The organism is Mycobacterium sp. KBS0706 (assembly GCF_005938675.2).
Taxonomy (GTDB): Bacteria; Pseudomonadota; Alphaproteobacteria; order DSM-16000; family Inquilinaceae; genus Inquilinus.
The window spans coordinates 32,832-55,671 of sequence record NZ_VCCH02000057.1; the positions used below are offsets into that span (position 1 = coordinate 32,832).

30 protein-coding genes are annotated in these 22,840 nt (G+C 66.4%); 27 read left to right on the forward strand and 3 right to left on the reverse strand.

What is annotated here, in order from left to right:
* The first annotated feature begins 152 nt into the window (after positions 1-152).
* The 11 genes from FFK22_RS43205 (at position 153) to FFK22_RS43215 (ending at position 4,102) form a co-directional block, all read left to right on the forward strand.
* Positions 153-473: a hypothetical protein gene (locus tag FFK22_RS43205; RefSeq protein WP_186002663.1), complete on the forward strand. Its 321-nt coding sequence runs from the start codon at positions 153-155 to the stop codon at positions 471-473.
* A 2-nt stretch (positions 474-475) separates the two neighbouring features.
* The gene (locus tag FFK22_RS26595) at positions 476-844 is read left to right on the forward strand and encodes a DUF4054 domain-containing protein (protein WP_138887862.1); all 369 of its coding nucleotides are present in this window, start codon (positions 476-478) and stop codon (positions 842-844) included.
* Between the two features lie 115 nt (positions 845-959).
* A complete protein-coding gene (locus tag FFK22_RS43210; RefSeq protein WP_186002664.1) occupies positions 960-1,112 on the forward strand; it encodes a hypothetical protein in 153 nt (50 codons plus the stop codon).
* Positions 1,093-1,503, forward strand: a complete 411-nt coding sequence (locus FFK22_RS26600; RefSeq protein ID WP_138887823.1) for a type II toxin-antitoxin system death-on-curing family toxin — start codon at positions 1,093-1,095, stop codon at positions 1,501-1,503. The genes FFK22_RS43210 and FFK22_RS26600 overlap by 20 nt, the downstream gene beginning before the upstream one ends.
* Before the next feature lie 71 nt (positions 1,504-1,574).
* Entirely contained in the window at positions 1,575-1,928 is a 354-nt protein-coding gene (locus FFK22_RS26605; protein WP_138887822.1) for a hypothetical protein, read from the forward strand.
* Entirely contained in the window at positions 1,925-2,329 is a 405-nt protein-coding gene (locus tag FFK22_RS26610) for an HK97 gp10 family phage protein (RefSeq protein ID WP_138887821.1), read from the forward strand. The genes FFK22_RS26605 and FFK22_RS26610 overlap by 4 nt, the downstream gene beginning before the upstream one ends.
* Before the next feature lie 43 nt (positions 2,330-2,372).
* Positions 2,373-2,558 carry a hypothetical protein gene (locus tag FFK22_RS26615; RefSeq protein WP_138887820.1) on the forward strand — a complete coding sequence of 62 codons (186 nt, stop codon included), beginning with the start codon at positions 2,373-2,375 and terminating at the stop codon, positions 2,556-2,558.
* A complete protein-coding gene (locus FFK22_RS26620) occupies positions 2,545-2,958 on the forward strand; it encodes a DUF3168 domain-containing protein (protein WP_138887819.1) in 414 nt (137 codons plus the stop codon). Before FFK22_RS26615 ends, FFK22_RS26620 begins: the two co-directional genes overlap by 14 nt.
* Before the next feature lie 81 nt (positions 2,959-3,039).
* A complete protein-coding gene (locus tag FFK22_RS26625; RefSeq protein WP_138887818.1) occupies positions 3,040-3,489 on the forward strand; it encodes a phage tail tube protein in 450 nt (149 codons plus the stop codon).
* Entirely contained in the window at positions 3,489-3,959 is a 471-nt protein-coding gene (locus FFK22_RS26630) for a gene transfer agent family protein (RefSeq protein WP_138887817.1), read from the forward strand. The genes FFK22_RS26625 and FFK22_RS26630 overlap by 1 nt, the downstream gene beginning before the upstream one ends.
* The gene (locus FFK22_RS43215; RefSeq protein ID WP_186002665.1) at positions 3,956-4,102 is read left to right on the forward strand and encodes a hypothetical protein; all 147 of its coding nucleotides are present in this window, start codon (positions 3,956-3,958) and stop codon (positions 4,100-4,102) included. Before FFK22_RS26630 ends, FFK22_RS43215 begins: the two co-directional genes overlap by 4 nt.
* Positions 4,103-4,120: 18 nt before the next feature.
* On the opposite strand, the gene FFK22_RS26635 is transcribed toward FFK22_RS43215, so the two are convergent.
* The gene (locus FFK22_RS26635) at positions 4,121-4,498 is read right to left on the reverse strand and encodes a hypothetical protein (protein WP_138887816.1); all 378 of its coding nucleotides are present in this window, start codon (positions 4,496-4,498) and stop codon (positions 4,121-4,123) included.
* Positions 4,499-4,580: 82 nt separating this feature from the next.
* Between FFK22_RS26635 and FFK22_RS26640 the strand changes: the two genes are divergently transcribed.
* From FFK22_RS26640 to FFK22_RS44540, 9 genes are all read left to right on the forward strand, one after another.
* Complete coding sequence (locus FFK22_RS26640) at positions 4,581-6,482, forward strand: hypothetical protein (RefSeq protein WP_138887815.1); 1,902 nt, start codon at positions 4,581-4,583, stop codon at positions 6,480-6,482.
* Positions 6,483-6,809: 327 nt separating this feature from the next.
* Positions 6,810-7,073, forward strand: coding sequence for a hypothetical protein (locus FFK22_RS26645; RefSeq protein WP_138887814.1), 264 nt, complete (start codon positions 6,810-6,812; stop codon positions 7,071-7,073).
* A 62-nt stretch (positions 7,074-7,135) separates the two neighbouring features.
* On the forward strand, positions 7,136-7,480 hold the full coding sequence (locus FFK22_RS26650; protein ID WP_138887813.1) for a hypothetical protein: 345 nt from the start codon (positions 7,136-7,138) through the stop codon (positions 7,478-7,480).
* 1 nt (position 7,481) lies between these two features.
* Complete coding sequence (locus FFK22_RS26655; protein WP_138887812.1) at positions 7,482-8,108, forward strand: hypothetical protein; 627 nt, start codon at positions 7,482-7,484, stop codon at positions 8,106-8,108.
* 14 nt (positions 8,109-8,122) lie between these two features.
* Entirely contained in the window at positions 8,123-8,314 is a 192-nt protein-coding gene (locus tag FFK22_RS26660) for a hypothetical protein (protein WP_138887811.1), read from the forward strand.
* On the forward strand, positions 8,314-8,712 hold the full coding sequence (locus FFK22_RS26665) for a hypothetical protein (RefSeq protein WP_138887810.1): 399 nt from the start codon (positions 8,314-8,316) through the stop codon (positions 8,710-8,712). The genes FFK22_RS26660 and FFK22_RS26665 overlap by 1 nt, the downstream gene beginning before the upstream one ends.
* A complete protein-coding gene (locus tag FFK22_RS26670) occupies positions 8,712-11,879 on the forward strand; it encodes a phage tail protein (RefSeq protein WP_138887809.1) in 3,168 nt (1,055 codons plus the stop codon). Before FFK22_RS26665 ends, FFK22_RS26670 begins: the two co-directional genes overlap by 1 nt.
* Positions 11,880-12,083: 204 nt before the next feature.
* The gene (locus tag FFK22_RS26675; RefSeq protein ID WP_138887808.1) at positions 12,084-14,687 is read left to right on the forward strand and encodes an SGNH/GDSL hydrolase family protein; all 2,604 of its coding nucleotides are present in this window, start codon (positions 12,084-12,086) and stop codon (positions 14,685-14,687) included.
* Positions 14,688-14,763: 76 nt separating this feature from the next.
* Positions 14,764-15,267 carry a DapH/DapD/GlmU-related protein gene (locus FFK22_RS44540; protein ID WP_143956875.1) on the forward strand — a complete coding sequence of 168 codons (504 nt, stop codon included), beginning with the start codon at positions 14,764-14,766 and terminating at the stop codon, positions 15,265-15,267.
* Between the two features lie 7 nt (positions 15,268-15,274).
* On the opposite strand, the gene FFK22_RS26685 is transcribed toward FFK22_RS44540, so the two are convergent.
* Positions 15,275-16,564: an O-antigen polymerase gene (locus FFK22_RS26685; protein ID WP_138887807.1), complete on the reverse strand. Its 1,290-nt coding sequence runs from the start codon at positions 16,562-16,564 to the stop codon at positions 15,275-15,277.
* 110 nt (positions 16,565-16,674) lie between these two features.
* Between FFK22_RS26685 and FFK22_RS26690 the strand changes: the two genes are divergently transcribed.
* The gene (locus tag FFK22_RS26690) at positions 16,675-17,046 is read left to right on the forward strand and encodes a hypothetical protein (protein WP_138887806.1); all 372 of its coding nucleotides are present in this window, start codon (positions 16,675-16,677) and stop codon (positions 17,044-17,046) included.
* A gap of 300 nt (positions 17,047-17,346) precedes the next feature.
* On the opposite strand, the gene FFK22_RS26695 is transcribed toward FFK22_RS26690, so the two are convergent.
* Positions 17,347-17,547, reverse strand: a complete 201-nt coding sequence (locus FFK22_RS26695) for a hypothetical protein (protein ID WP_138887805.1) — start codon at positions 17,545-17,547, stop codon at positions 17,347-17,349.
* Between the two features lie 115 nt (positions 17,548-17,662).
* Between FFK22_RS26695 and FFK22_RS26700 the strand changes: the two genes are divergently transcribed.
* The 6 genes from FFK22_RS26700 (at position 17,663) to FFK22_RS26725 (ending at position 22,616) form a co-directional block, all read left to right on the forward strand.
* Positions 17,663-18,340, forward strand: coding sequence for a structural protein P5 (locus tag FFK22_RS26700; protein WP_138887804.1), 678 nt, complete (start codon positions 17,663-17,665; stop codon positions 18,338-18,340).
* Complete coding sequence (locus tag FFK22_RS26705) at positions 18,337-18,603, forward strand: DUF2905 domain-containing protein (protein ID WP_138887803.1); 267 nt, start codon at positions 18,337-18,339, stop codon at positions 18,601-18,603. The genes FFK22_RS26700 and FFK22_RS26705 overlap by 4 nt, the downstream gene beginning before the upstream one ends.
* Before the next feature lie 218 nt (positions 18,604-18,821).
* Complete coding sequence (locus FFK22_RS26710; RefSeq protein ID WP_138887802.1) at positions 18,822-19,589, forward strand: class I SAM-dependent methyltransferase; 768 nt, start codon at positions 18,822-18,824, stop codon at positions 19,587-19,589.
* A 146-nt stretch (positions 19,590-19,735) separates the two neighbouring features.
* Positions 19,736-21,010, forward strand: coding sequence for a lipopolysaccharide biosynthesis protein (locus tag FFK22_RS26715; RefSeq protein WP_138887801.1), 1,275 nt, complete (start codon positions 19,736-19,738; stop codon positions 21,008-21,010).
* Positions 21,011-21,162: 152 nt separating this feature from the next.
* Positions 21,163-22,425, forward strand: a complete 1,263-nt coding sequence (locus FFK22_RS26720; RefSeq protein ID WP_186002667.1) for a glycosyltransferase family 87 protein — start codon at positions 21,163-21,165, stop codon at positions 22,423-22,425.
* Positions 22,407-22,616 carry a hypothetical protein gene (locus FFK22_RS26725; RefSeq protein ID WP_138887799.1) on the forward strand — a complete coding sequence of 70 codons (210 nt, stop codon included), beginning with the start codon at positions 22,407-22,409 and terminating at the stop codon, positions 22,614-22,616. Before FFK22_RS26720 ends, FFK22_RS26725 begins: the two co-directional genes overlap by 19 nt.
* Positions 22,617-22,840: the final 224 nt, after the last annotated feature.

The window sequence follows — 22,840 nt, forward strand, 5'->3', positions numbered from 1 at the left end:
GGGCGGCCGTCTGACGGCGGTTTCCGCGCTTCCGGTGCTCACGGACTTTAACGTCCGCTGCGCGCCGGTTCTCGATACCACTGCCAGCCGACTCACCCCGAACGCATGCTCGGACAGGCTTCGATCTCTTCCTTATTCTTCGGAGAACGGCCATGCGCATTACCAACATCTCGCCCGGGCCGCGCTTCCTCCATGCGCAGGGCGAGGCGCGGCTGCTGGAGCCGGGCGAGACCGCCGAGCTCGAGCTGAGCGCGGCGGAGACGGCCGGCGTGCGGCGGCAGGTCGAGGCCGGGGTGCTGGCCTGGGCCGAGCCGCCGGCGGCCAAGCCGCCGGCGGCAGCCGGGCCGAAGGCGGCGCACCGAGGGTTCGGCAGGCACTACATCATCGGTGCCGGCGGCGAGGTCCTGGCCGGCCCGCTGCGCAAGGAGGACGCCGCGGCAGAGCTGGCCCGGCTTCTGGGGCAGGGAGGCTGACGATGGACGAACCGACCCCGGCCGATCTCAAGGCCCGCTTCCCGGGCTTCGCCGCCGTCGCCGACGCGGTGGTGCAGTCGGCGCTGGCCGAGGCGGCGCTGCAGGCCGGCGCCGACTGGGCCAGCGAGGCCGATATCCGGCTCGGCCGGCTGCTCCTTGCCGCCCATATCCTGACCCTGGACGGGCAGGGCAGCGGCGCCGAGGCCGCAGCGGCGGCCGCCGGCGGGTTCCTCCGGATGCGCAGCGGCGCGCTGGAGCTGGAGCGCGCCGACACGGCCGATGCCGGCCCCGGCGCGCTGGGCTCGACCGGCTACGGCCGCCGCTTTCTCGAGCTGATGCGGCGCAACGTTCCGGCTGTCACGGTGGTGTAGCCGTGGACGGGCAGCGGCAGCCCTGGAAACGCCGCGTCTGGCTTCCCAGATTCTCGGACACCATGTTCCATCTATGCTACATATTCAAACGACCGAGTGACGTCAGGAGCAGATCATGAGCGCCCCTGCGACCAAGATCGAGAAGCGCAAGAGCGACGGGACCAAGATCGTCTATCCGGCCAAGCCGGGTAAGGTGCAGGATTTCGATGCTCTGTGCAGGAAGGTCATGGAAATGACGAAGGACGCTCGTGCCGTCCTCGCCAAATGAGCCGTTCTGGCTGACGGCAGAGCACCTCGTCCGCATCAACCAGCTGGAAGTCGAAAAGACCGGAGAGCCGCATCTGGTGCGCGATCCGGGGCTTGTCGAAATGGCGGCCTACCGGCCTCAAAACGTCCGTTGGTACGGCGGCGAGGAAGATGTCGTCCGTCTCGCCATCGAGTTGTTGATGGGCGTTGCTCAAAATCACCCCTTCGAGCAGGGAAACAAGCGGACGGCGCTGACCGCGGCGCTCGTTTTTATCGACCAGAACGGATACAGCCTCGATTTCGGGCGGGACACGACCTGGCTCGGTGAACTGGTGCTGGCGGTGATCGAGCATCGTACCGATCTCGGTCAGCTCGAACAGGCGATCAGAGGCTGCATCGTCGATCCTCCGTAGTCGTATTCGTCATCCTAGCGTGTGCAGCAGGGCCGCCTCCGGGGCGGCCCTTCTCTTTCAGGGAGGTCCCAATGCCCGTGCTCGATGGCGCCATTCGGGCGGTGTTCGGCGCCGCCTTTGCGCCGCTGCTGCTCGACGGCACGCTGCATGTGGCGGCCAAGGACGCGGACGGCCAGGTGATCCTGCCGCCGGTCTTTGCCGATATCCCGGTCAAGGGCCACCGCGACGAGGTCGGCGACCGGCAGCGGGCCGACTGGAACATCCCGGACCGGGCGGTTCGGCTGATCGTGCTGCAGGCTGGCGCTACCGCGGCTCCAACTCTCGATGACGAGATCACACTGGCCGGCGGCCGGTGGCGGATTGGCGCGGTCGAGCGCGACCCGGCCGGCGCCGCCTGGATCCTGACCGGGATGCCCGCCCGATGACCCGCGTCACCGGCGTCGACCAACATCTCCGGCGATTGGCGCAGAGGGCCAAGGCCGTCCGCCAGGAGGTCGGCAAAGCCGTGGTGATCGCGGCGGAGCTTGTCGCGGCGGAGGCGGTGGCCAGCATCACCGCCGACTGGATCAGCGGGCCGGACCATGTCCCGTCCGATCCGGGCGAGCCGCCGAATGCCGATACCGGCCGGCTGCACGGTGCGATTGCCGTCGTGCGCCGGGCAGAGCTGTCGGCCGACGTGGTCTCGGCCGCGCCCTATGCCGATCTCGAATTCGGCACCGCCCGCGCGGCCGCCCGCCCCTATCTGCGACCGGCCACTGCGAAAAAGCGGCGGGACGCGGTCGCGTTGATCGTCCAGGCCGTCCGTCGAGGTCGGGCGGTCGAGTGAAGCCCGTCATGCCGCGGGGTCTGCTTCGCAGGGAGGTTGAGCCATGCCCTGGTTCCGTTTCACCGCCGATTTCGACTTCCGGCCGTCGCGGCGCCTGACCCTGGCCTACAGGGCGGGAGCGACGCTGCTGGTCCCGACCGCCGCGGCGGAAGCGGCGGAGGCCGCCGGCGCCGGCCGGCGAGTGCCCAAGCCGGGCCCGCGGGCTGGGGACGACCATGAGCGGCCGTGACCTGTCCGGCCCGCTGCGCCGCGCGATGATCGCGACGCTGCAGGCCGATCCCGGCGTGGCCGCGCAGGTCGGCACCCGGGTCTACGACTATGTCTCGACGGCGCCGGCCTATCCGTTCCTGCGCTGCACCACGGTGATCGCTTCGCCCTGGGAGGCGACGGGCGGCGTTCGCGGCAGCCTGGTCCGGCTGCAGGTCGATGCCTTCACCAAGGGCTACGGCCGGGCGTCGGCCGAGCCGCTGGCGGCTGCCGTCGTCGCGGCGCTGGACGAGGCCGATCTCGCGCTTCCCGAGGGCTTCCTGGTGTCGCTGCAATGGCGGCAGACCCGCATGCTCGACGACCCGGCGGAGCAGGGCGTCGTCCATGGCGTGATCGAGTTCGAGACCATCGCGGCGGCATAGCGCCGTCGCTTCATCCCATGCCGCCCGCCGGCATGCCCGGCCCCGCCACAGTGCGGGGCCTTCGCGTTCGAGGAGATCCCGATGGCCCAGGCCAAGACCTTCCGCTTTTCCGACGTCATGATCCTGCTCGGCAACGGGGCGACCCCGGCCGAGGTCTTCGCCGCGCCCTGCGGCCTGACCGAGCTGGGCATGACCATCGCCAGCGACACCAATGAGAGCATCATCCCGGACTGCGACAACCCGGACGATCCGGCATGGAAGATCACCGACATCACCGCCCTGCAGATGACGCTGAGCGGGCAGGGCGTGCTCGACCGCGCCGCCCGCAAGACCTGGGAAGACTGGGCGTTCGGCGGCACCGAGAAGACTGTCCGCTGGGTCTACGACGTCACCGCGGCGGATTTCGGCGGCTACTACCAGGCGCCGGCGATCCTGACCAGCTACCAGGTCACCGCCCAGCGCGGGCAGCGGGCGACGGTGCAGATCGCGATCACCCTGAACGGCAAGCCGGCCTGGACGGCGGCCGCCTGATGGCCGGGCAGCCGAATATCGCCGCCGAGATCGAGCTGGCATGGGCGGACGGGACTTATCTGTTCGCCCTCAAGCTGAAGCAGATCGAGGAACTGCAGCGGCTGTGCAATGCGGGGCTGGGCGAGATCGCCCAGCGCCTGCTGGTCCAGCGGCGCTGGTATGCCGGCGATGTCGTCGAGACGATCCGGCTGGGCCTGATCGGCGGTGGCCTGCCGGCGGTGCGGGCGCGAGAGCTGGTCGACATCTATGTCGACGGCCATCCGCTGGCCGACCCGCGCGATCCGGCCAATCCGCTGGCAACGGCGCAGGCCGTCATGATGGCCGCCTATTTCGGCGTCGCCGACGCGGCGGAGGAGCCGGAGGGAAAAGCCGAGGCCGCGGCGGGCGACGGGACGGATGGATCGACGTCGCGGCCTTCACCGGACAGGCCCTCGCGCTCGGCATCTCGCCGCTCGACATCGGCCGCATGAGCCTGGCCGAGTTCCTGCTGGCCGGCCGGGCCTATGCCAGGCTGACGGACCCCGCCGGGGTCCCGGCTGCGGCCCCGCCGACCGACGACGCCTTCGATGAGATGCTGGTCAGGGCGCGGGAGACGGGCTTTCTTGCCGGGTAGGAGCGGCTGAGCGGCTCCTCAGCGACAGAGTTCGCCGATCACGGTGATGCTGTCGTTGAGCACCTTCAGCCTGGCATCGAAATCGCCGGTCAGCGCGGTGGAGACGCCTTCCAGCCGGGTGGTCACGTCCCGAATGCCCCGGAAATCGGCCTCGTCGAACCCCTTGTACTTGGCCTGGAGGGCAAGAAGCGCGCCGGCAAGACTCGGCGGTTGCGCCAGGAGCACTTCGCGCTGCTCCAGCAACGTCCGCTCGAGCGCACCGGTGCTGTTGAGCAGTGCCTTGAGGGTGGCGCATTGCTGCGGCGTGGCGGCGGAAGCGGATGCCGGGAGGGCGATTGCGGCCGACAGAATGGCCACCCGGATGGCACCAAGTTTTCCGAGAAAGTTGCCGATCAATTATTTTCTCCCCCTAAAATAGAAATACAGCCTCTCACGAATCCTTTCCTGTGTCGAGCCCGGTTCTTGCGGAGAAGCCGCCATGCCCCAGACCGCCGATCAGATCGTCGTCGAGGTTACAGCCGTCGTTGGCCAATACAACCAGGCGATGGTCCAGGTCGCCAACGTCACCATCAACAACATGAAGAAGGCCGAGGACGCCGCGGAGAAGGGCTCGGGGACGATCGGCAAGGCTTTGGAGTCGATTTCGGGGCGGGTGCCCGATCTGATCAGGAACCTGGCCGAGGGCCAGAACGCGCTGCACCTCTTCCTGCAGGAGGGGGCGCAAATCCTGCCGATCTTCGGACCCTGGGGCGTGGTGCTGGGCGGCGCCGTCGGGGCAATCGACGCGATCGCGGCCAGCATGGGAGCATTCGAGACCGCGGCCGATCGAGCCAAAGCGGCCCAGGACACGTTCAATGCGGCAATGGAGGCCACGAGAGGGAGCTTCAGCGAGCAGGAACAGGACGCCCTCGACGCCTCCCAGGCTCTCAGCCTCGTCGAGCGCGGTCTGCTCGGCATTGCCAGGACGAAGGTCGAGGAGGCCGTCAAGGCGCAGGCGGCGACGTTCAAGGACGTGCAGGCCAGTGCGAGCGAGGCCGGTCGGGACATCGCAAACACCATCCGGGCACAGCAGCAGGAGCTGGGCGTCGCCACCGACGAGACCAGGCAGAAAGTCCTCGATCTCGCCACCGAACTGCAGAACCCGAAGCTGAGCTCCCGGCAATATGATGCGATCGTCACAGCACTCCGCGAGCTGGGACCGGCAGCCGAGCAGACGGGAATCAGCACCGAGAAGGCCGTGACGGCCGCCAGCGACGCCGGCGATGCCGCAGCGAAGCTGGAAACGAACAACAAGGCTCTCGTCCTTACCCTCGACCGCATCAACGAGCTGAACACGACCGGTGCCCAGCTGTTGCGCTCGCTTGGCTTCAGCGCGTCCGAGGCGGCGGGCGGGATCGAGAGCCTTACCGGCGCGATCCATGCGTTCATCGGCGAGAGCCTTCGATCTGCTCGCGCCAGCGAGCTCGCCAAAGGGGATGTTGAACGCCGTGTGGCGCAGATGGAGGCGGAAGCCGCCGCCACGCTCAAGGGCGCCGACGCCAAGAAGGCCTATGACAATCAGCAGCGCATCACGACGGCCCAGCAATCTGCCTTCAACGACGAGGTGGAGAAGACCGGAAACGTGTTGAAAGCGCTGGCACTCAGTGAAAGGGCCCGGATCGCGACGCAGAAGCAGATCGAAGGAGAAGCGGCGATCGCGGCCCGGCCCAGAGCGGTGACCGCGGCCAAGCCCAACGCCGGCGCGAAGGGCGAAGCATCCGGGAACGACCCGGTGGCCAGTCTCCAGCAGCAGGCCGATCTCAACGAGCGGCTCCTCCTGGTCTACAAGCGGGGCACCGGCGCGCAGGCGGCGATGAGGGCGCATATGGAAGCCCTGAACACCGCCCGGCAGCGTGGCCTCGAGCTCGGCACGGCCGAACATGCCCAGTATGTCCGGCGCTACGAGGACGAGGCGGCGCGCAAGCAGCGGAGCGATCAGCTCCTCGCCGACTATGCGGAGGCGAACGGCGAACAAGGCGGTCGAGGCCGCAATGACCAGCCAGGAGAAGTACGAGGCCGAGAAAGCCAAATACGAGCGCTGGCACAGGGAGGGGGCACTCACCGACGCCGAATACTCGCGGGTGCTGGAGAAGCTGAACCTGGAGAACCAGGGCTATGTCGAAGGCATCCAGGCCATCGGCCAGGCGATCCAGAGCGGCATCCAGGGAGCGACCAGCTTCTCCGACGCCCTGACCAAGGTCGGGATGGCATTGGCGCAGATGCTGCTGCAGGCGGCGCTGTTCGGGCAGGGGCCGCTGGGCAAGGCGTTCGGGAGCCTCACCGGCCTCAGCGGCGGCCTGCTCGGCCTCGCTTTCGGCGGCAGCGGCCCCGTCGGCTATGACGGCGGGACCGGCCTGGGCCCGATCGGCCCGGGCGGCATCGCCGGCCACGCCGCCATGGGCGGCCAGGCCCTGCCGGGCCGGCTGTACGAGGTCGGCGAGACCGGCCGGGAATGGTTCGCGCCATCGGTGCCCGGCCAGGTGATCCCGAACCACGTCATCAAGGCGGCGGCCGGGGGCGGCGGCGGATCGAGCCAGCCGATCACCTTCAACATCTCCATGGCCGGCGCCAATGGCGATCGCACCATCGCCGAGATCGCCGCCGGGGCGGTGAAGAGGGGCCTGGCCACCGTGCCCGAGATCAACCGCCAGCACCGGATTCGCTTCTCATGATCATCTATGACTGGCCGGCGGTCCTGGTCGCCAATGCCGAGACCTTCCGGATCGACGCGCGCAGCCGCTCCGGCGGCGAGACCATCGCCGGCCGCGAGCAGGTCGTGACGTCCAAACTGGGCCGGTGGGTGGCGACGCTGACCGTGCCGCTGCACACGCCGGCCAAGATCCGGGCGATGCGGTCGCTGCTGCCCGGCTCGACGGCCGGACCAACGCGGTCCGCGTCGGGCCCTGCGACTGCCGCAACGGCAACCGGCTGATCCCGACCGTCGGCGGGATCCCCTACGATGACGACAGCCTGCATTCCGACGGCGCCGGCTTCATGCAAGGCGGCGCGCTGCCGGTGATCGCGAAAGACAAGGCGGCGGCGGCTGGGGACATTCAGATCACGATCGAGAACGGCTCGACGCGGATGCCGGTGCTGGAGGGGTCGTTCCTCGGCGCCGGCGGCTGCCTCTACGTCACGGTCGGCGCCACGGCGCTGCCCGATGAAAAGACCCTGCTCGACATCCGGCCGAAGCTGCGGACCGCGCTGGCAGAGGGAGCGGTCGTGGACTGGTGCCATGGCCGTGTGCCGATGCGCCTGTCGGCCGACGACAGCGGCGCCTTCGAGCTGCAGCTGGCCCGCACGGGGACAGCGACGCTCGATCTCGTGGAGGTGTGGTGACATGGCCTTCTTCCCACCACCGCCGCCGACCCACGAGGATCCGATCCGCGCCCAGGCGCGGGGCCAGCATGTGGTCTGCGCCCTGTTCGTGACCTTCGCCTTCAATGGCTGCGCCCTGCAGGTGTGGGAGGGCGACGGGCCGATCAGCCGCGGCGGTGTCGACTGGATCGGCATGGGGCAACGGGTCGACGGCAGCGGCAACCCGCTGCAGTCGATCGACGGGCTGGAGCAGGCGGCCAACGGCACCGCGCCGCAGCTGAGCCTGACGCTGAACGGCGTCGACTCCACCGTCGTGGCGGCGGCCAAGAGCACGGACCCGGACAAGATCGAAGGACGCGACCTGACGGTGCAGATCGGGTTCTACGACGCGACCATCCCGGGGGGCCTGGTGCCGCTCGGCGATCTTCTCACGCTCGGCATCTGGACCATGCAGAAGCCCAGCTTCACCGCGACCGGCCCGACGCTGCGCACCATCACGCTGCCCTGCGAGACGCTGTTCGCGCAGCGAAGCCGGGCGCCGTTCGGGCTGCTGACCGACCGGGACCAGCAGCGCCGATTCCCGGGCGACCTCGGCTGCCAGTTCCCGCCGAAGCTCGTCGACCGCGACGTGGCGTGGCCGCGTCACTGACCCAGGAGGCATCCATGCAGTTCGATGAACTGTGCGCCCTCGTCGGCGCGCTGCGGGACCGTGTTGCCGAATTGGAGGCCAAGGAGGAAGCGCGGGCCGAGCGCGAGGCGAAGTCGGTCGCGATCAATGGCGGCCTGTCCGGCAACCCGCGCAGCCCGGGCGGCAGCAGGCCGATCAGCGTGGCGGATCGCAACCGGCTCTCCTGATGGCCTCGCTTCTCGCCGACCTCGCCGCCCACCAGCGTGTGGGCAACACGATGCCGTTCGTGCTCGGCAGGATGGATTGCAGCCTCTGGGCGGCGGACTGGGTGCTGCAGCAGACCGGAATCGATCCGGCGGCCAGCTGGCGTGGCGCCTATCGCACCGAGCGCGAATACGCGCGGCTGCTGCTGGCCGAAGGCGGCCTGGTCCGTGTCGCCGCGAACGCCATGAGGCGCATCGGTGCAAGGCTGGTTGCGCCGCCGGACGCCTGGGCCGGCGACATCGGCATCATCGTCACCGGGAGGGGCCCGGCGCTGGCGATCCGCGGGCAGCTCGCCTGGATGGCCAAGACCGGCGACCAGTTGTCGACCACGCCGCACGCTTCGTTCGCCTGGAGGTTCTGATGCCGGCTGCACTTCCTCTCGCGATCGGTGCGGGCAGCGCCTTCGTCGGGGCCGCCGGTGCGGCGGCCGGCGCGGCCGGTGCGGCCGGCTTCCTCGGCCTGACCGTGACCGGGTGGACGGCTATCGGCGTCGGCCTGTCGATCGCCGGGACGCTGGCGCAGACGCTGCTAGCCCAGACGCCGGACAAGCCGAAGATGCAGGACGGCGACGTCAGCATCAAGCAGGCGATCCCGCCGCGGACGCGTCTGTACGGCCGCCAGCGCCTGGGCGGCGTATTCCTTTATTACGACAGCACGCCGGACGGCGATCTGAAGACGTTGATCTGCCATGCCGCGCATGAGTGCGACGCGCTGGAAGAGCATTGGCTGAACGACGAGCGGGTGCAGGTCGACGACGGTGTGGTCACCGATGACCCATGGGGCAAGTTCGAGGTTGTCACGATCGTGCATTGGTCGGGCGCGCCGGACCAGAGCATCACCGACATCGACGACGATTTCTGGACGACGGATCACCGTGGCCGTGGCCTGTGCTGCACCTATGTGAAGTATGCCGACCTCAAGGACGAGGATCAGATCAAGGTCTTCCCGTCGGGACCGCCTCCCTATCGGACGGTGCTGCGGGGCGCCAAGGTCTTCGACCCGCGCGAGGAGGGGACGGGGCCCGGCGACCAGGAGATAGATGACGAGACGACCTGGAGCTGGTCGGACAACGCGGCGCTGGTGGTCCTGGACTACATGACGCGCCTGGAGCGGGGCGTTCCGGTGGGCTTCGGCGTCGCGCTCGACCGGATCGACCTGGACAGCTTCGCGGCCGCCGCCGACATCTGCGACCAGGAAATTCCGCTGAAGGCCGGCGGCGTCGAGCCGCGCTGGCGGGCCTGGGGCGCCTACGAGCTGACCGAGGACCGCAAGGCGGTGCTGCAGGACCTGCTCGACGCGTGCGGCGGCCGGATCATCCAGGGACCCGACGGCAAGCTCGGCCTGACGGTCGGAGCGCCGGGTTCCACCGCGGCGGTGACGCTGACCGAGGAGCACATCCTCGAATGGGACCTGAACCAGGGCAAGCCGGCGATCGAGCGGATCAACGAGGTGCGGGCGACCTATGTCAGCCAGGCCTGGGAATGGGCGGAGACCGAAGCCGGCATCCAGCTGGACCAGGCGGCGATCGACCGCAACGGCGTCGAGAGCAGCCAGATCAAGCTGCGCTTCGTTCCGTCCGAGAGCCAGGCGCAGCGCGTCGCCAGAGAGGTTCTGAGGCGCGGCAACCCCTCGCATACGGGCCGCATCCGGACGACGCTCGCCGGGCTCGATGCCTGGGGCGAGCGGTGGATCCGGCTGCAGATCGCCGAGCTCGACATCGACGCGCTGTTCGAGATCACCGGCATGAGCCTGAACCAGGCCGACATGACGGTGAGCCTGGAGGTGACCAGCTACGACGGCTGGTGGGAGTGGACCGCGGAGACCGACGAGCAGGACCCGGCCGTGCCGCCGTCGGACGGCGACGATGATGGCGAGATGCCGGTGCCGGAGCACGTCGCGGTCACGATCGCGCACAGGCTCTACAACATGCAGATGCCTGTCGCGGTCGGGGTCGTCACCTGGGATCCGCCGCCCCGGTCGGTTTATGTGGCGAAGGCCCGCTATCGGCCGGTGACCGATCCCGTCTCCCCGTGGCAGCCGCTGCCGGTGGCGCAGGACGACAACCAGGTCGAGACCTTCCCGCTGGAGGACGGCACGGCCTATGAGGCGCAGGTGCGCTTCATCGGGCCGCGTGGATCGGGCAGCGACTGGTCGCCGCCGGCAAGCTTTACGGCGGTGGCCGATCCGGTGGCGCCGCTGTCGCCGACCAACCTGACGGCTCAAGCGAATACGCCGGCGGTCGGGCAGGTGACGGTCTCCGCCAAGGCGCCGAACGACCCGAAGCACCTCTCGCTGCGCTTCTACCGGAACGGCAGCAACGCGTTCGGACCGGACAGCGGCGCGACGCTGATCGATGGGCCGCTGTACTGCGCGCCGCTGTCGACACAGAGCCATGTCGAGACGGTCGCGCCAGGCGACTGGTGGTACTTCGCGACCTCGGCCAACTGGAGCAACGTCGAGAGCGTCCCGGCGGGCGGCGTGCTGGCGGAGGTATCGCCCGCGGCGCCGGCGATCACCAGCCCGGCCGGGCCGATCGGCAGCTACGACAAGCGGCCCGTGGTGGCCGGCAACGGCGCTGTGGCCGGAGCATCGATCAGGCTCTACGCCAACGCCGTCCAGGTCGGCACCGCCACGGCGGCCGGCGACGGCAGCTGGACGGCCACGCCCTCGACCGATCTCGGCACCGGCGCCAACGCCATGACGGCGACGCAGACCGTCGGCGGCAACGAGAGCGTGGCGTCCGGCTCGGTGACGATCACGATCGTGGCGATCGACGCTGATGCGTGGGCCTATATCGCCGCGATGACGGCGCGGCCGACCTATGCCCGGCAGACGCTGATCAAGGATCTGGTCGAGAGCCTGAAATCGGCCGGGGTGTGGGCGAAGCTGGACGCGCTCTATCTGCTGGCGGCGCATGACGCGCAGGCCGCGCGGTTGAACGCGAAGGCACCGGCGACCTTTGCGCTGACGGCCGTGTCGTCGCCGACGTTCACTACGGACCGCGGCTACACCGGGACGGGCTCCGGGGTCACGCCGGGCGGCTATCTCTCAACCGGATTCAACCCTTTGACCGCCGGCGGCCACTACGGGCTCAACGACGCTCACCTCGCGGTCTGGGTCCGCACCGCGTCGAGCTCAACCACCAACGGCGCCATGTCGGAAATCGGCAACGGCCAAGCCTTCATCAGCAGCAAGAACGCCACCGCCGGCCAGATCGTCACCCGACTAAACGACAATGTCTCAACTGGCGTCGCGGCCGGCACGCCGAACTCCACCGAGTTCTTCTGCCTGTCGCGGGCCGGGTCAGGCGCCTATTCGCGCTACCACAACGCCACGTCGCTCGGCGACCTGTCGCAGGCCAGCACATCCATCTTCAACGACCTCCTCTATCTGCTGCGCCGAGGCACGACAACTTACAGCGACGCTCAGGTCTCGGCGGCGTCGATCGGCGGCGCGCTGACGCCGGCGGAGGAAACCGCCCTCTACAATGCCAAGCACGCCTACCTGGTCGCCGTCGGCGCCGCCTGACATTTCGCCGCCCTGGCGGCTTACATGACAACCTGATGGAGCGATGCCGCTATGGCCACCCCGAACGTCGACGAGATCTGGGCGGACTACAACCCCGACGGCTCGGCTCATGAGCCGAACAAGGTGGATGTCCGCCGCTGGGGCCGGTTCCTCGAGGCCATCTCCACGGCCGCCGGGATGGAGACTTATCCCAACAAGGCGGCGATGAATGCCGACCTGACGCAGGCTAATGGCCAGCCGGCGCTGCTGTGGTCCGATCCGACCCCGGCCAACAACTTCCCGACCGTCTGGGTCTACAACGACGCCACCGACACCTGGATCGCCGGCACCGATCGCATTCAGTCGCTGAAGGACCTCGTCGACCTGATGCACGCCACCATGCGTCGGGTCGTGGTGCTGTCGAACGAGATCATCATCGACCGCCTTAACGTGCTCGGCGGCGGCACCTGGCAGGTCTACATCCCGCGCGCGATCTTCATCGACACCCCTGGCGCGACGGCGAGCAACATCACTGCCGCCAATGCCGACAGCACAGAAAAGCCTGGCTGGTGCAAGTTGACGATTCCGGCGACCCCGTCAATCCAGCGGAGCTTCGTCTACCTTGACCGGGCCGACAACACCTTCAAAGTCATCGGTGCGACCGGCGGCGACTTCACTCTGCCGGCTACGGGGGCGGATCAAATCGTCCCGATCATCACGTTTCCGGCCACGAGCGCCGGCTATTGGTCGCCGTACCGGGTCCGCGACCTTAGCCCGGCCAGTCAGATCTCGGGCTTCGCGCCGTTGACGCCGATGGTCCACAGCCGGGCCGAGAACAAGGTGCTGATCCCCAGCGCCACGGTCCGCAGCGAGGCGGCGATCTTCAGCCACACGGTGGCGGCGACCGACCGCTACGAGGCCTTCGACACGACGGCGTCGAACACCGCCATCATCACCTATTGGTGGGACTTCCGGACCGGCGTGAACCAGTACAAGGCTACCGCCGGCGGCGCTACGCCATTCCAGGTCGACCCGACGATCGGCATCCTCATCGGCTGGAGCTGGGGCGGCGAGTTCTTCTCGCCGTGGCCACACATCGGCCGCATGGGGCAGGGGCTCGGCAAGAACGACTTTGCCTGGGGCAAGGGCGACCGTCTGCTGTCGTCTCCCTTCGTATGGGAGAACAAGCCATCGCGGCTGGAGATGGTCGACGTGGCCGACGCGGCGCTGATCGCCGCCGGCTTCGGCCGCGCCATCCGCTCGATCGATTCGGCCTTGGCGTGGCCCTACATCGGCGACAAAATCCCGGACAATCGAGCCGGCAAGCCATTCTTCGCCCGGGTCTGGCTAGAGGCAACCGTCGACAACACCTATGGCGCTCCGACCATCCGGTTCCTGAAGTCCAACGGAACGACGGCGCAGAGCATCCCGCTGGTGCTGGAGAAGACGATCTCGAATCGGGCGGCAATATACAGCATCGCCTCGACGGTACCGGACTGGCAGGTCAACAACCCGGGCGCCGGTGAGTACACCTATGTGCTACTCGGCACCGGCCTGTCCGGCGGCACGCCGGAGGTTCGCGTTGCCGGCGTGCAGTACGCCTTCGGCCAGGGTGCGCAGTGGGTCGAGAGGAACGACTTTCCGACGACCCCGGCGAATGGCATCCGCCTCTCCAACCTGGAGGCCCAGGCGACGGTGACCGATCCGATGCCGTCGATCCTCTATGGTGAAGATCTGTGGCTGATCCTGGGACGGAAACAGTTGCTGCACATCGACAACCTCTATGAGAAGCGGACCGAGCGGAAGGGCGTGCTGACGACCCTGTCCGCCCCCAATCCGAACATCAACGATCTTGCCGCCAAGCCCTATGAACAGACGAAGGAGGCGGGCTCCTTCGTCATCGATCCGGGCGAGCTCGGCGCCAGCGCAAACCTGTGGGCGCATCGCTACAGCGATCCCGCCGGCGGGGCTGGGCTCGGCCGGTCCTATCGATCGGCGGCCATCACAGTTCACAAGGCCGCGGTGTCCGGGGCCGGCGCGGTCCGCGTGATGGGCATCGGCGACAGCATCATGTCGCAGACGCTTTCCCTCTATGTTCAGTCGATCCTATCGGCCCGCGGCAATTCGGTGACGATGTCCGGCACATGCGGCCTGAACGAGGGGCGCCCAGGCTCAACCATCACCGACCATATCCGGGCCCGCACCAGCTATCTGACGCCGGTCACCAGTTTCTCCGGTTATCTCGCGGCGACCCTGGCCGAGAAACAATTGATGGACCCATGGACTCGCCCGTCGGTCGGCGGCGACCCAGCCGGCTCGATCTACAATGGCCGCATTTACGACTTTTCCTACTATCTGACCGGCACCGGCATCACGCCGCCGACACACGTCTGGATCTGCCTCGGCACCAATGACATCGGCTCATATGCGCCGAGCGAGGCAGCGGAGTGGATCGAGAAGGGGATCATCATCATGGTGGGCTCAATCCTGGCCGCAGTGCCGGGGGTCAAGATCGCGCTCGCGCTGCCGACCCTGCCGCGGATGGCTGCTGGCGACGCCCGTTGGAACGATGCCTATGGCCTAGCGGTGCGTAAGATCCTGAAGTTCAAGCGGACGCTGGCCAATCCGCAGGTCAAGGTGCTGCCGATCTGGGCCCACATCAACCAAGTCACGGCCTTCGCCAGCAGCGAGGTGGTGGTCTCGACCGACGCCGACACGGGCATGCAAACGCTGGACAACGGCGACATGTTGCACCCGTCGCAGGCTGGCATGCATCAGTATGCCGAGGTGGTGGCAGCCTGGGTGGCGAACACCTTCGACGGGACCTGATCGGCGGTTGCGTTCGCCCTGTGGTGCGGGCACCATCCGCCCGTCGTAATGGCGGCCAGGAGGAGGGTCGGGCGGAGTGAAGCGCGCAATTCGGGCCCTGCTCCGCTCGGCGCCGGCGAGATTGCTGGTACGCTGCCTCATGGTGGTAGGTCGCGCATCCTCAAGCCTGGCGAGCGCAGCCAAGACGGCCACGCTGTTCCCGCGATCGGAGGATTGCTTCTGCCATTGGTCTGCGGAGGTAAAGAACCCCAGCTACATCAGTCTTGGGCGGGGTGTAATCATCGGTCCGCGCTGCACGATTGGTGCCGCCTCGGCGATACATCTGGGCGATCACGTGCACCTATCGAAGGGCGTCTATGTGGAGACCGCTGGTCTCGATTTCTCGGCTGCGGCGCCCTATCCGCACGTGCATAAGCCGATCGCGATCGGCGAAGGCGTCTGGGTCGGTGCGGACGCAATTGTCCTCGGTGGCGTTACGATTGGTGATCGGGCGGTGATCGGTGCGGGTGCAGTCGTCAGCAGAGACGTCCCGCCGGACACGATTGTAACCGGCCAGCCAACGCGGCAGAGGCCGAGGTGATGTGTCCTTAAGCCATCACCTCGCGGCCCATTGCGCGTGGCCTGCTTCGCGCCACCACGATGGCAAGCCAGAGAGCTCCGAACGCCAGATTGTAGAAGATCCCATAAGCTGACATGAATGTGTTCACGACGATGGCCGATGCCACCTGCATGACGAAGGCAATATAAAGCGGGAGTACTGCTATCTCGCCGGCCAGCACCCGGCTGCGAGTCCACGAGATGAGAGCCCCGAGCAGAAAACAGAAGACTGGAGCGAAGGCGCCAAAATCGACAAAGAACGGCCCGAACATCGTCGTGTAGATGCCGACCCGCGGGGTCGACATCGTTACCAAGTTACCATCGTAGTCCAACCCCCAAAGAGCGTGGGCCAGTCGGACAAAAATAGAAAACGTATATCCACCCCATTGCTCGCCATTATGATAGTGCTCGGTTAGATAAACAAATTCGGGAACGCCGTGAAGAACATACTGAGCGAAGGTAGTTCCAATGAAAACGGTGTCGCGTCCCCAATCGGAGAGATTTGCTACAAACCTGAAATAATCTGATGTTACTGGTACCATGTGTGTGAAGGCAGATAATTTAATAGATTTCTCTATATTCAATCCGAATTCACTAATTCTGGCAATGAATAGTATTCCACCAAGGTAAAGAAGAGTCAAAACAAACGCGATGCAGAATGCGATGATCTTCTTTGATGTGTGTGGGAAGATAATGAGGCGGGAAATCAGCAGCATCCCGATGCTCATAAACATACTGGATCGGGAGCCGATTACGATGGTAAGAACAGGCCATAGCAGAGCCAATCCGATGCTCATCCATGCTCGACCGACTCTTGCGCCGTTCCGGCGTCCCACCGCGTGGAACATGTAAGGTGCCAACGTGAACGGTATCAGCAGCGTTGAGGCCATTGAGAAGGCACTAGCGCCGGCTGTTTCGATCTTTTCTCGATTCTCGAAAAAGCCGACGTCGACCGACAAGCCGCGCAACACCGCCCAGTCGAAGATTCTTAGCCCGATGCCCAGCAATCCGAGCGCGAAGGTGACTCGGTATAGGCGCGTCCACTCATCCGGATCCGCCGGCCGGCTCGTACGCGTGCGTGACTCGAATAGTACGAGCCCCAAGAGCAGGCTAACGAGGCATCCACCAAGAAGGATGTAGGGATAGGTGGCGGGCGACGTGTACATCTCGACCGGTGCAAGCCAGTAGATGGTCAGCCAGGCCACGCACATCCACAGCAGCACGCTGACGGGTGTCAATGCGCGAGGGTTGATCAGGCTGTATTCGGCAAGCCGGGTCATATGCAATTCGCCACGATGAATCTGGCCGATCTTGGCCGCTCCCGGCGTTGAACGCCAGCGCCTTTCGCCCGCCTCCGGCGGGCTTTTTCATGCCCGGAAAGGAGGAGCGGATGCAGGAGGTGCTGCCGCCGGAGAACATCGTCATCCGCAAGGACAGCCCGGCCGCCTGGGTCTATCGGATCTGCTTGTTCGTCGGCCTGGCCGTGATGGGCGGCCTCGGCTACCGCATCTCGGAATCGATTCTGAGCCGGCTGGACGGCCTGTTCGGCGTGGTCGCCAAGGTCGACCAGCTGGCGAAGGACCAAGCCGAGGTGAAGGTCATCGTCGACCAGTTGGCGAGAGACCGGGCCGGCTACGCCGCCGCGGCCGATTTGCAGGGGCTGACCGGGCGGGTCGACAAACTGACTGGCCGCGTTGACGCCATTGAGCCGCTGCTCAACAGCCTCGTGGCGCCGGTCGAACGCCCCCGGCCGGCGAAATGAGGCCATCATCCTGCTGCCGGCGCTGGGCGCGTATCCGGCCGAGGTTGTCAAGCGCCCGGTGATGGCGCCGGTCGACCGGCCCGGCCGCCGAACGACATCACGATCCGATGCGGCGGGGAGTGGGAGCGATCCGGCTACGGACCGCGGCGGCCGAGCAGATCGCGGCGCGGCAGGAAGCCCAGGCCGCGGCCGAGGCGGCGACCGCGGAACGCGACCGGCGACGGGGCGGGGCGGGGCGGTGCAGGTCCTGCACCGGCTCGGCTTCGGTCTGCAATCGGCTCGCCGGCCTCGACGTCCGCCTCATTTCGGCGGCTGGCCTTGGAAGACGATGCCGCCCTGTGGGCCCACGGTGCCGCCGAGGTCCTTCACCAGAGGTTCGGCGGCCCGGTCCAGCACGCTGGGCTGCTTGGGCTTCGGCGGGGGAGTCGGCCCCCACTCGCCGGAGCACGCTGACAGCCCGGCCAACAGCATCGCGGCCCCGATCTTCGGCAGCGTGTTCATGTCCACTCCCCCTTGACAGTCGCACCGATGCTAGCGCCTGCCGCGACCCAGCGGCAGAGACAATCCGTCAACCAGCCCCGCCTCGCGCGGGGCTCTTCCATTCCAGGAGACCGCCATGGCTGGACAGACCCGCGGCGAGCGGAATCTGAACCCGGGGAACATCGAGCGGAGCTCGGCCAACAAGTGGCAGGGCCGACTCTCCGACGCAGACTACCGCAACACCACCGAGTACCGCCAGAACGGCGCCCGGTTCGAGGTGTTCTCGGCTGTCGAATGGGGAATCCGAGCCCTGGCCGTGCTGCTGATCGCCTATCAAGACCGGCACGGCCTGCGGACGATCAGCAGCATCATCAATCGCTGGGCGCCGCCGGGCGAGAATATGAGCTCGGCCTATGTCGACCATGTCGCCCGGCTGACCGGCTTCGGGCCGGACGCCGTGCTGGACCTGCACGGCTACGCCCACCTCGCGCCGCTGGTGCGCGCCATCGTCACCCACGAGAACGGCCGGTGCGTCTACAGCCAAGCCACCCTCGACGACGGGCTGTTCCGCGCCGGGGTGAAGCCGCCTGGCAAGGTGGTGTCTAGCCGTGCCGCAAACGTGGCCAAGACAGCCGCTATCGCCGGCGGCGGCAGCATCGCGCTGGTCGGTGCCGTCACCGACGGGCTGCAGACGGCGGCGCCGGCGATCCCGATTATCCGCGACATCGCCGCGTTGCCCTGGTGGCTGCTGCTGGCCGGCGGCGCGGCGGCCACGATCGCCATCATCGTCTGGCTGGCGCTGAGACGGAAATGATCGCCGCGGCGTGGGCCTGGTTCGCCGGCTCGAAGCTGGGCCGGTGGATCATCGCTGCCGGCGCTGTGGTGCTGGCGATCGGAGGCGCCCTGCTGCTCGGCCGGCGACAGGGTCGCCAGGCGCAGGAACGGGAACAGGAGGCGGAAGATCATGAAGCCTATCGCGACGCGGTCGACACGCGGAACCGGATCGAGGATCGCATTCGCCGCGCTGGTGACGGCACCGCTGCTGACGAGCTGCGGAAGCGGTGGTCGCGCGACTGATTGCGCCTGGGCTCGGCCGATCTACACCAGCCAGGCCGACAAGCTGACCGATGGTACGGCCCGGCAGATCCTGGCACAGAATGAGACGGGAGCGGAAATCTGTGGGTGGAAGTGATCGTTGTGTCGGATAAAGGCATTGCGCCGCTGCGCTCGCGTTGGCAGACTGACGCGCTCGATGCGGGGAAATTCGCGACAAGTTTTTTCGAAGAGCTGCCCTGATGAATATGGTCAATGGTCATGAAGGCATCGCTGGAGAAGCGCAGTCGCTCGACAAGCAGCACTATGACAATGAAGTGCAATACTTCGAGGTTCCCGGATTCTTAGACCGTCATGAAGCCATGATGCGAGAGTATCAGGCGTCATTTAAGCCAAAGTTGGCCCACTATGCCGCGAAGCGAGGAGGCATCCGAACGCTCGAACTTGGGGCCGGCACGTGCACGATGTCGTTGATGCTGTCGCGAGAGCCGTGGGTCCGGTCGATGCACTGCTCGGATATATCTGCAACGCGGATGTCCGCCCTGGCTGACCGCATTGCTGCTCGTGTGGGCGGAACGACAGAGCGGATGACGTTCTCTGAAGCAGACTTCACCGACCCGTTGAGTTTTGCGGATAAGTCATTCGAGGTAGTTTTTTTTGATTCGGCGCTTCATCATTCGCGAAATATGTGGACGACGCTGCGTGAATGTCATCGTATTCTAGCTGATGGCGGATTGCTTATCGCACAAAGAGAGCAGTACCTTGGTCGGCTCACTTATGGACCGATTCTGCGCCGCATTCTTAGATCACGACAGGTACGAGATGGAGTGACTGAGAATGCATACTTCAAGGAGCAGTACAACTACTATCTGCGGGCGACTGGTTTCCTTCCGTCGTTTGTTCCAGTCTCGCATGGCCGACTCCACTATATAGCCCCCCTCAACGGCTGGGTGCACAGCAAATGGACGATCATCGCAGAGAGGATGACGCAGGCGCCGTACCTCGGATGAGTCTGACCGACAGGCGCCCCTTCCTCGAGCGGCTTGAGGAGGCCCTCGCTGAGCCTGAGGGTCAACGAGATCCAGAATGGCGAGCGCGCCGGGTCGCTGAGTGTCAGGTATACAGCAATTCCATGCTATGGATCTGACGAGATAAAATGACCATTGCGGAGTTGCGCAGAGTAGGGTTGAAAGTTTCTTCCTTCCTCTTTGCGTTTGGATTTAGCAAAGGCATAGCGTTTGCTGGGCCTCTGCTATTGTCGCAGTTAATGGCTATCGAGGATTATGGCGCGATTGAGTTTGGGTTGAGTGTCGGCGTGGTAGTTTCGCAGATAATGAGCCTTGGGGTAACCGGGGCTATTCCTCAAATGGTACTTGTTAGAAAAGACCGGAAGGTCTTAGATATTTTGTTCTTCCAGACCTTCGTGACCGGAATCTTATCATTTTTGGCTGCAGCCGTCGTCCAGGCTTCTGGCTTCGGCTGGCCCGGGACATTCGCCTGTATCGCCGTGGCGGGAGCTGGTGCTCAAATCACCAGCAGCGTGTACTTTCGGGCTAAAGGCTGGCCATACGTGATTATGCTAGCCGACAATCTTTCTCTGTATGTGTTTATATTAGTCGGTTTTGTTATTTTAATTGGTATTGGTACGCCCGATACACGTTCCGTTTCTATTGGATATGGTGCGGTATTCACAGCTGTACTGGTGGCTGCGGCGGGCGGCTTGATGGTGGCGGTCCGGCCAAGCTTCTTCGCGGCCTATGGGGAGGCGATCTCAATTGGCTTCTTTATGATGGTAAATTCGATTATCTATGTTGGCTTGGCGAATAGTTCCAGGATTTTGATCGGTACGTTCATGTCTTTGGAAGATGTTTCGCTGTATTCTATTTGTTTTCGTTTGTCGGCTTCTATAATTCTTGTTCACTCGATTGTCGTCACTGCATATTTTAAGAAGATGTATGAAGGCGATCCTGAGTGGTTTGACTGGTTTTATACAAGGTGCTTGGCGGCGATGCTGACCGTTGCCGTTGTGCTGGTATTGGCGTTCGATCTGTTCGCTGGCAGGTTGGTTTCGTCTTGGCGCGAGCAGATACCGCACCTGTCGGTGATTCTTCCGATCACCTGCATTCAGGCGATCTGGTGGGTGTCCATGTCGCAGATTGCCCTGCGGCTGGATCGTGCGTTGATCACTCGGACAGCAACGGTGTGGCTGGGGGGCTGCGTTGCACTCATGGTCGCTTCCCTCGCGATCCTGGATGCTGTCGGACTTTTGAGCCTGATCAGCGCGAGTTCCGTTTTCGCCGCGACCCTCCTGCTCGCGGTTCAGATTCAGTTGCATCTTCTGCGGCGCAGCGGGGTGAATTTGCGGCGTACCAGGTTGGCCATTTGGGCGCCTCTGCTATTGGCGCCGGCTGCCTTTGGCTTTGCTGGCTAAGACGGGCGGCGCACAGAGACGTGGGTGGGAGCGAGGTGGAGATCCCTGCTAATCGCCGTGACCAACTCCGCACTCGGGTTGCAGGTCACATTTCTCGACAGTCATAGGACCGCCCGGGCAGGATGGGCTCCGGCGGCGGCGGAAGGCGACGGATGAGCGGGCAGGGGGCAGGGCAGGGCAGGCGCCGGGCGGGCCGGCTCGTCGTCTTTCTCCGGGATGCCGCCTGGCTGTCGGCCGAGCGCGCGCAGGCCTATGTCCGGGTCCTCGCCGTCATGCTGGCCATCGTCGCCGTCGGTTGGGTCGCCCTGTCGCGGGACGGGGTCACCGTCGCCGGCTTTCCGCTCGGGTCCGATTTCGTCAGCTTCTGGGCGGCCTCCGGGCTCGCGCTGGACGGGCGGCCGGCAGCCGCCTACGACCCGGCGGCGCATTACGCCGTGCAGCGGATCGCGGTGCCGGCGACCGACGAGAGCTACTACGCCTTCCTCTACCCGCCGGTCTTCCTGCTGGCCTGCCTGCCGCTGGCGGCGCTGCCCTATCTCTGGTCGCTGACCCTGTGGCTGGGCATCACCGGCCTGGCCTATTGGCGCTGCCTGCGCGCGCTGCTGCCGCAACGCTGGGCGGCGCTGCCGATCCTGGCCTATCCGGCGGTGCTGATGAATGCCGGGCACGGCCAGAACGGCTTTCTCTCCACCGCCTGCTTCGGCGCGGTGATGCTGGCGCTGGACCGCCGGCCGGTGCTGGCCGGAATGGCCTTCGGCGGGCTGGTGTTCAAGCCGCACCTGGCCGTCGTGGTCCCCGTCGCCCTGGCGGCGGCCGGACGGTGGCGGACACTGATCGCCGCCGCGCTGTCGGCCTCCGCGTTGTGCCTGCTGTCCTGGCTGGTCTTCGGCACCGCCGTCTGGCGGGGCTTCCTGGCGCAGACCGCGCTGGCCCGCGCGGTGCTGGAGCAGGATCTGGTCGGCCCGGCGAAGATGGTCAGCCCCTTCGCCGCGGTCCGGCTGCTGGGCGGCGGCGTCGGCACCGCCTATGCCGCGCAGATTGCCGTCGGGCTGGCGCTGTGCGGGCTGCTGTGGGGCATCCGCCGCGCCCGTCCGTGCGGACTCGATCTCGGCGCGCTGATGGCGGCGATGGCGGCGCTGGCCTCTCCCTTCCTGCTCGACTACGATCTGGTGCTGCTGGCGCTGCCAATGGCTTGGCTGATGGCCTCGGCGCAGCGAACCGGCTTCCGGCCGTGGGAGAAGACGGTGCTGTTCGCGGTCTTCGTCGCGCCGCTCGTCATCCGCACCGTGTCCCTCCAGCTCGAGGTCCCGCTCGGGCCGCCGGTGCTGGCCGCCTTGCTGTTCGTGGTCGCCAGCCGCGCCCTTTCGCCCTGCGAGCCCAACCAGTCTTCGGCATCATGCGCATCGCCCTGCTGATCGCGGCCATCGCCGCCTTCCTCGCCGGAATCGGAGCCTGGAGCTTCGCCATCACCGGCGACCTGGCCGGGATCGACGGCGGCCGGGCCGTCCGCATCGCCGCCGCCGCGGCGGTGGCGGCCGTGCTGCTGATCGGCGGCTTCGTGGTCCTGATCCTGCGGGGACGGTCCCGCGACCGGAAGCGCCGCTGACCCGGCAGGCACGGGGGTTGCGTCGGCCGCCGGGCTGTGGCCGGATGCCGGAAACCGCGGGAAGCGCAGCAGAACCAGGGCATGGCCGACGATCCGATGACCGAGCCGCCGCAGCGGGTGGGGTTCCTCCTGGTGCCGAATTTCTCGATGATGGCCCTGTCGGCGGTGCTGGAGCCGTTCCGCGCCGCCAACTGGGTGGCGCGGCGCACGCTCTACGAGTGGCG

Excerpts from the sequence above, each read along its gene's own strand:
- FFK22_RS26645 (WP_138887814.1), top strand. The coding sequence starts at position 6,810 with ATGATCATCTATGACTGGCCGGCGGTCCTGGTCGCCAATGCCGAGACC.
- FFK22_RS43205 (WP_186002663.1), top strand. The coding sequence starts at position 153 with ATGCGCATTACCAACATCTCGCCCGGGCCGCGCTTCCTCCATGCGCAG.
- FFK22_RS26715 (WP_138887801.1), top strand. The coding sequence starts at position 19,736 with ATGACCATTGCGGAGTTGCGCAGAGTAGGGTTGAAAGTTTCTTCCTTC.
- FFK22_RS26710 (WP_138887802.1), top strand. The coding sequence starts at position 18,822 with ATGAATATGGTCAATGGTCATGAAGGCATCGCTGGAGAAGCGCAGTCG.
- FFK22_RS26660 (WP_138887811.1), top strand. The coding sequence starts at position 8,123 with ATGCAGTTCGATGAACTGTGCGCCCTCGTCGGCGCGCTGCGGGACCGT.
- FFK22_RS26640 (WP_138887815.1), top strand. The coding sequence starts at position 4,581 with ATGCCCCAGACCGCCGATCAGATCGTCGTCGAGGTTACAGCCGTCGTT.
- FFK22_RS26605 (WP_138887822.1), top strand. The coding sequence starts at position 1,575 with ATGCCCGTGCTCGATGGCGCCATTCGGGCGGTGTTCGGCGCCGCCTTT.
- FFK22_RS26705 (WP_138887803.1), top strand. The coding sequence starts at position 18,337 with ATGATCGCCGCGGCGTGGGCCTGGTTCGCCGGCTCGAAGCTGGGCCGG.
- FFK22_RS26695 (WP_138887805.1), bottom strand. The coding sequence starts at position 17,547 with ATGAACACGCTGCCGAAGATCGGGGCCGCGATGCTGTTGGCCGGGCTG.
- FFK22_RS26685 (WP_138887807.1), bottom strand. The coding sequence starts at position 16,564 with ATGACCCGGCTTGCCGAATACAGCCTGATCAACCCTCGCGCATTGACA.
- FFK22_RS43210 (WP_186002664.1), top strand. The coding sequence starts at position 960 with ATGAGCGCCCCTGCGACCAAGATCGAGAAGCGCAAGAGCGACGGGACC.
- FFK22_RS26725 (WP_138887799.1), top strand. The coding sequence starts at position 22,407 with ATGCGCATCGCCCTGCTGATCGCGGCCATCGCCGCCTTCCTCGCCGGA.
- FFK22_RS26720 (WP_186002667.1), top strand. The coding sequence starts at position 21,163 with ATGAGCGGGCAGGGGGCAGGGCAGGGCAGGCGCCGGGCGGGCCGGCTC.
- FFK22_RS26620 (WP_138887819.1), top strand. The coding sequence starts at position 2,545 with ATGAGCGGCCGTGACCTGTCCGGCCCGCTGCGCCGCGCGATGATCGCG.
- FFK22_RS26700 (WP_138887804.1), top strand. The coding sequence starts at position 17,663 with ATGGCTGGACAGACCCGCGGCGAGCGGAATCTGAACCCGGGGAACATC.
- FFK22_RS26595 (WP_138887862.1), top strand. The coding sequence starts at position 476 with ATGGACGAACCGACCCCGGCCGATCTCAAGGCCCGCTTCCCGGGCTTC.
- FFK22_RS26670 (WP_138887809.1), top strand. The coding sequence starts at position 8,712 with ATGCCGGCTGCACTTCCTCTCGCGATCGGTGCGGGCAGCGCCTTCGTC.
- FFK22_RS26610 (WP_138887821.1), top strand. The coding sequence starts at position 1,925 with ATGACCCGCGTCACCGGCGTCGACCAACATCTCCGGCGATTGGCGCAG.
- FFK22_RS26630 (WP_138887817.1), top strand. The coding sequence starts at position 3,489 with ATGGCCGGGCAGCCGAATATCGCCGCCGAGATCGAGCTGGCATGGGCG.
- FFK22_RS26675 (WP_138887808.1), top strand. The coding sequence starts at position 12,084 with ATGAATGCCGACCTGACGCAGGCTAATGGCCAGCCGGCGCTGCTGTGG.
- FFK22_RS43215 (WP_186002665.1), top strand. The coding sequence starts at position 3,956 with ATGAGCCTGGCCGAGTTCCTGCTGGCCGGCCGGGCCTATGCCAGGCTG.
- FFK22_RS26690 (WP_138887806.1), top strand. The coding sequence starts at position 16,675 with ATGCAGGAGGTGCTGCCGCCGGAGAACATCGTCATCCGCAAGGACAGC.
- FFK22_RS26650 (WP_138887813.1), top strand. The coding sequence starts at position 7,136 with ATGCAAGGCGGCGCGCTGCCGGTGATCGCGAAAGACAAGGCGGCGGCG.
- FFK22_RS26615 (WP_138887820.1), top strand. The coding sequence starts at position 2,373 with ATGCCCTGGTTCCGTTTCACCGCCGATTTCGACTTCCGGCCGTCGCGG.
- FFK22_RS26625 (WP_138887818.1), top strand. The coding sequence starts at position 3,040 with ATGGCCCAGGCCAAGACCTTCCGCTTTTCCGACGTCATGATCCTGCTC.
- FFK22_RS26655 (WP_138887812.1), top strand. The coding sequence starts at position 7,482 with ATGGCCTTCTTCCCACCACCGCCGCCGACCCACGAGGATCCGATCCGC.
- FFK22_RS26665 (WP_138887810.1), top strand. The coding sequence starts at position 8,314 with ATGGCCTCGCTTCTCGCCGACCTCGCCGCCCACCAGCGTGTGGGCAAC.